Source organism: Hyalangium sp. (genome assembly GCF_035629615.1).
GTDB lineage: Bacteria > Myxococcota > Myxococcia > Myxococcales > Myxococcaceae > Hyalangium.
The window spans coordinates 1-4,602 of sequence record NZ_DASPHO010000680.1; the positions used below are offsets into that span (position 1 = coordinate 1).

A 4,602-nucleotide genomic window follows, 5' to 3' on the forward strand; every position below is an offset into this window, starting at 1 on the left:
TGGCCTTGTCCGATGAGCTCGAGGTGCGCCTGGACGTCCTGCGCAGGGGCCGCCGCCGCGAGCTCTCCGCCCACGTCCGCTTCCGCGCGGCGCCCGTGGCCGCGTAGGCCTCGGGTCCGGAACTCAGCCAGCAAAAAAGGCCCCCGCTGGAGACGGAGGCCTTCTGACACCGTGAGGTGGCAACCTGCTCAGCTCTTGTACTTCACGCTGCAGCCGTAGGGCTCGGTGGTGGCGGCCGGCACGGGCTTGCCCGTGAGCAGCGAGTCCACCGCTGTCTTCACGTGGTTGACGGCGCTGGCGTTCTTGCCGCGCGGATCATCGTCGATGGCTCCGGCGTAGCGCAGCACGCCCTTCTCGTCGATGACGTACATGTGCGGCGTCGTCTTCGCGCCGTAGGTCTTACCCACCTTGCCCTCCGCGTCCACCAGCACGGGATAGGTGAAGCCCTCCCCCTTCTTCCACGACGCGGACTTGTCGGGTGTATTGCTGGAGGTGGAGTCCACGGCCAGCCACACCACCTTCTGTCCGTCGAAGCCCTTCAGGGTGTTCTGCATGGTGTCGGCTTTGTAGTGGCGCTGAACGAAGGGGCAGTCGGGGTTGGTCCACTCCAGCACGACAATCTTCCCCTGGTACTGCGCCAACGAATGCTCCTTGCCGGCCTCGTCCTTCAGCGTGAAGGCGGGGGCAGGCTTGCCTACCTCGGCGGTGTCCGCGGCGAAGGCGGGACCAGCCACGCCCAGAGCTGCGGTGAGCATGACGGCGGTAAGGACACGCTTCATAGCTTCATCTCCCTTGTCTGGAGGTTGAGGCGAGAGAGGAGCCCCTCGCCAGAAAGAACTTGCTGCAGCTCGGATGCGCGAGCCGCCCTCACGTCGCGTCAGCGCTGGGCCCGGCTGCCCGCTGCACGGCCTGGATGACGATGTCCACGGTGAGCAGCTCGGGCAGCACCTCGGGGCGCTCCGGCGCCGAGGGACTGATGACGAGATACAAGGGCACTCCGGCGCGGCCATGCTCGCCCAGCTTGGCGGAGATGCGCTCATCCCGGCGCGTCCAGTCCGCCACGAAGAAGGCGACCTGGTGGCGTGAGAAGGCCGCGCGAACATCCTCTCGCGCCAGCACGGTGCGCTCGTTGAACTTGCACGTGAGGCACCAGTCCGCGGTGAAGTCGATGAAGACTGGCTGACCGGCCTTCAGCGCGGCGGCCACCGCGGCCTCGTCCCATGGCTGCGCCGCTGACAGCGCGGAGGCGCGCGCGGTGGGGACCACCCCATCGAAGCGCAAGGCAAAGCCTCCGGCGGCGGCCAGCACCACCACCGCAGCCCCGACGCCGATGAGCCGCCGCGTCCCCTCGGTCGCCTGCGCCAGGCCATACAGCCACGCTCCCACCGCCACGGCGACGAGGAACGCGAGCAGCCGGCCGATGCCGTCCACCCCCGCAAGCCCCCCCATGACCCACACCAACCACACGGCGGTGCCCAGCAGCGCGAAGCCCAGCAGCTGCTTGGCACGCTCCATCCACACTCCCGGCTTCGGCAGCCGCTTCGCCAGCCCCGGCACCAGGACCAGGGCGCAGAAGGGCAGCGCCAGCCCCAGGCCGAGCGCGATGAAGATGGCCAGCACCGTGCCCGGGCCCGCCGCGAAGGCAAAGCCCACCGCGGCGCCCATCATCGGTGCCGAGCAGGGAGTCGCGAGGACCACCGCGAGCACGCCCTCGCCCACGCTGCGCGCCACGCCGCTGGAGGCATCCACCTTGCCGGCCAGCGCCGTCCCGTCCGCGCCCACATGGAAGACGCCGAAGAGGTTGAGGGCGAAGGCCACGAGCACCGCGCAGATGGCGGCAACGAAGAGCGGCTCCTGGAACTGGAAGCCCCAGCCTACGCTGTGGCCGCCCGCGCGCACCCCAAGCACCGCGCCGGCCAGCAACAGCATCGTCCCGACAATTCCGCCCGTGTACGCCAGCGCATGCACGCCCACGTGCTTCTGGTCCTCCTGCGCCATCCGCGTGAAGCCGTAGGCCTTGAGCGCCAGCACGGGAAAGACGCAGGGCATGAGGTTGAGGAGGGCGCCTCCGAGGAAGGCGAACAGCAGCGCCAGCCCCAGGGACATTCCTGGCGCGGCCCCCCCGGCCTGCACCTGTGCGGCAACGGCGGGAGGAGTCATCAAAGGCAGCCCGGGAGGCGGGGCCTTCGCGGCCACGGGAACGACCTCCACGGGCGCGAGCGGCAGATCCACCTCGAGGCTCTGGTACCCGGTCTGCGCCGTTCCCAGCCGCAGCACCCCCTTGAAGCGCGGGGCCTCCTTGGGGGCGTTCGGTGCGGCGTCCCCCTTGAGCCGGAAGCGGCCAGGGGCCTCCGAGGTCAGCCCCATCCGGGTAATGCCGCGAATGCGCTCGGGGACGAAGAAGTCCGGCTCTACGGCCGGGAGGGACTTTCCGTCACTCGCCGAGACCGTGACGATGCCGGTGAACGGTTGCCCGGTCTTCAGCTTCTCCTCGTCAAGCGCGAGCGCTACCGAGATACCCGAGGACTCCAGGGTGCGCGGAACCTGGGCCTGGGCCGCGTCGAACGCAGTCGTGGTCTCCGCATCGCGGACCGTCTCCGCACCCACAGGGAGGGTGCGAGAGAGGAGGATCTCCGCGGGGACGCAGCGCTGCTCGCACACCAACGCGTCCACAGCGGCCGACAGCGTGAGGCTGCCGGTGGCCTGCTGGGAGGCGCGCGCCTCGGCGAAGAGGAGCACCTCCTCCTTGTAGCCATGGGTGACGATGAAGCCGTCCGGCGTTCGGAAGGTGGAAGGGAAGGGCCAGCGCAGCTCACCCACGGTGACACCGGGCGCATCCCACGACACCTGGGTGGACAGGCCCGAGTCCCCTGGGTTCTTCCAATAGATGTACCAGCCCGGATCCATCCGGAAGCGCACACCCACCCGGAAGCTCTCGCCCGGCTTCACCTGGGAGGTGTCCACCACCAGCGACGCCTCCACGCGCGGGTTGCCCTCGTCGGGCGCGCCGGTGCCGGTGGCCGTGGCCGGCGGCTCCGCCCATGCCACCGCGGAGACCACCAAGCCCCACAGGAGCACTCCCGACATGGATGACCGCGATGACCGCAGAGCCTTCATGCGCCTCCCGTTAACCCGCCAGCCCGACGCCCGCCACTTCCAATGTCCGTCCGCTCGCAACCCTCCGGGCGGACAGGCATTCCCTGGAACGATAGTGGCACAAAGCCGACAGGAGTTTCACCCCTCGGCTCCCAGGCTCCTGGTACGTGTGCGTGCGAAGATGGGTTACCGCCGCCGACTGCCGAACAGCTCCTCGAGCGCCCGGAGCTGGGTGCTGTTCGAGCGCCCCTGGAGCTCCGTACGGCAGACGGTCTTCAGCCGGGCGAGCACGCGGTACGCCGTGGCACGCGCCAGGCCTTGCTCCCTCGCCCAGTCCTCGACGGTGCCTTCTTCCATCAAGAGGTGGCGCAGCAGCTCGCGCTCCTGGAGCTTGAGCACCTCCAAGAGCTGCCGAGCCAGACGCCGCGCGTCCATGCGCCTGCGGAGCGCCTCTGGCGGATCGTGCAACCCGGTGTCCTCGCTCCGGGGCTCGGGGGCATCCAGGGAGTAGCGGCGCAGCAGCTCGCGCAGGGCCTCCGAAGGTGAAGGCCAGCGGGTCAGCTCCACGGCGTAGGCACAGATCGCCTCCTCGACGAGGGCTCGGCTGAAGCGCTCTCCTTGTGTGAGGAGGACAGGCCAGGGAGCGGACTCGGGGAGATCGCCCGTGAGGCGGGCGAGCACATCACGCACGTGGGCGCCGAGCGCGTGGGCCGCCTCATGACCGTCCCGGCCGTCCGCCACCACCTGACGGAAGCGGTGGCGCAGGGCACGCCCCAGCGCCTCGTCATCCATCTCGAGCAGCTCCCGCCGGCGCGTGACATGGAGGATGTGGCGCTCGAAGAAGAGGCCGAGCAGGCCGTCCACCAGCTCTCCAGGAGCGGTGCCGGCCAGCATCATGCGCAGGGCGGCGAAGGCGGGCTCGGAGAAGGCGCCGCTGGCATCGAACTCACGCAGCGCTTCGCGCACGATGGCCAGCGCAGCGGCCATGGCCTCAGTGCTCCACCTTCTTCTTGGGGTTGACGGGCATGCGGATCACCTGACTGAGCGAGGTGCGAGCGCCCTCGGCCTTCGCGCGACGCACCATGAGGGCGGGCAGCTCGGCCACGCGGCGCTCCACGGCGAGGCGCAGGTCCGCCAGCCGCTCCAGATGACGGCGCGCGGGCACCTCGTCGACGGAGAGGCGCACCAGCTCATGGAGTGCGGCTTCGGCCTCGTTGAGGGAGCGACCGGCCGCGTCGACATCGCGGCGGGAGAGGGACTTCCACGCGGAGCCCTCGGCGGCCACCAGATCCAGCTCCACGTTGACCGCGAAGACCAGCCGTCCCTGAGGGCTGTCGGGGAGCACGCGGGTGACGGTGACGGACGGCAAGCGCGTGTCGCCGCGCTCCTGGAAGGAGGCGGTGACACCGAGGTTCCAGTCGGCGGCCGTCAGGCGCCCGGTGAAGAGCGCACGGCGCAGACAGGCCTGGGAGATGGCGCCGAGCAGCACGCTCATGGCATCGCCCT

Annotated in this window: 3 protein-coding genes and 1 pseudogene; all 4 read right to left on the reverse strand. The window is 70.0% G+C overall.

Annotated elements, in window-relative coordinates:
• Positions 1 to 188 precede the first annotated feature (188 nt).
• Entirely contained in the window at positions 189 to 779 is a 591-nt protein-coding gene (locus VD972_RS34300; protein ID WP_324993020.1) for a thioredoxin family protein, read from the reverse strand.
• A gap of 88 nt (positions 780 to 867) precedes the next feature.
• Entirely contained in the window at positions 868 to 3,087 is a 2,220-nt protein-coding gene (locus VD972_RS34305) for a protein-disulfide reductase DsbD family protein (RefSeq protein WP_324993021.1), read from the reverse strand.
• 195 nt (positions 3,088 to 3,282) lie between these two features.
• Positions 3,283 to 4,083 (reverse strand): hypothetical protein, encoded by an 801-nt coding sequence (locus tag VD972_RS34310; protein WP_324993022.1) that lies wholly within the window; start codon positions 4,081 to 4,083, stop codon positions 3,283 to 3,285.
• Positions 4,084 to 4,087: 4 nt separating this feature from the next.
• Positions 4,088 to 4,602 (reverse strand): annotated as a pseudogene (locus VD972_RS34315) (VWA domain-containing protein); the annotation flags it as partial.